The following is a 1,168-nucleotide window of genomic DNA, read 5'->3' on the forward strand; positions in this document are numbered from 1 at the left end:
AGTTCTGTATATTTGGGTGTTCCTTTTAAGCTTAGGAGATCTGAAAATTCCTGAATAGGCAGGGTGTAGGTTTTGAAATCTGAATCTGCAGGTGTAATATGGCTCGCCAGACAAAGGATGATTTTTTGTTCTACCACGCCTAATTTATAATTTGCTTCAATGAGCATATTCGACTTAGTCACCAAATGGTTGTTCTGTGTTTCGTTTTTTTCTAAAATTTTCATCACAATTTCCTCCCTTTCGAGCTTCTTCATTATGACAAAAATCCATCGATAACAAAAGGATTTTTTTGTTATAATTCGCACCAAAAATGTTATAGTTCGCACCAAAAATGTTATAGTTCGCACCAAAAATGTTATAGTTCAGGCACCAAAAATGTTATAGTTCGCACCAAAAATGTTATAGTTCGCACCAAAAATGTTATAGTTCGCACCAAAAATGTTATAGTTAGAGGTCTTGAGGCCAGTCATACCAATGGTTTGAGGCCTCCGAAAACAATTAAAACAATGTAAAACAATTAAAACAATATTAGTAAAACAAACACAACAGGGGGTTTTTTGTTGTGAAAATTCTGAAAACTTTAAGATAGAGTAAGTTCAAAACACTAATTTGTGTATCAAAGGTTAAAGACTATTATTTTTTTAAAAGGTTTTAATGATCTGTCTTTACACCTCTGATAGAGCGATAAAAAGAGAGAAATTATAAAGAATTCAATGTCTGGCTTTATTTCTGTCTTATTTCTAGCATGATCTTATACATATTCAGGATACCGGCCGGCTCATTCTTTTTCGTAAACGCCAGAAGACCTCACCCTGCCAACGTACCTTTTGGAATGCTGAGGTCTTCTGGCACTCTAAAGATATCGCCGGCCGGTAGGGAAAGTTTTCTGTCTTGATGTGAACAGTCAGGCAAGATGTGAGTTAAGAGAAAATAAATGCTTTAGAAAAAGAAAAAGAGAAAAATGAAAGTAGATAAAGCTACAGATGTAGGATTCGAGGGTTCCGAAAAGGAAAAATGAAAAACAGGCATAAAAGTGTATGATTCACCAAGAGGTTTTTAAAAAATACGCTGTTTAAGCTTTGTATTTGCCTTTCTAAGCTGTTTGATTTTTTTCCGAATAGGAAAATAAAGATAGGGAGTTCAAACCTCTAAAAACAGCCTTTATGGA

1 protein-coding gene is annotated in these 1,168 nt (G+C 34.4%); it reads right to left on the reverse strand.

Annotated features, from left to right (window positions below):
- A partial coding sequence (locus ACFC8N_RS48910) for a replication initiation protein (protein ID WP_376296111.1) occupies nucleotides 1-254 on the reverse strand: 254 nt, incomplete at its 3' end.
- Between the last annotated feature and the right edge of the window lie 914 nt (nucleotides 255-1,168).

This window comes from Streptomyces sp. NPDC055966 (assembly GCF_042269865.1).
In the GTDB taxonomy this organism is placed as follows: domain Bacteria; phylum Actinomycetota; class Actinomycetes; order Streptomycetales; family Streptomycetaceae; genus Streptomyces.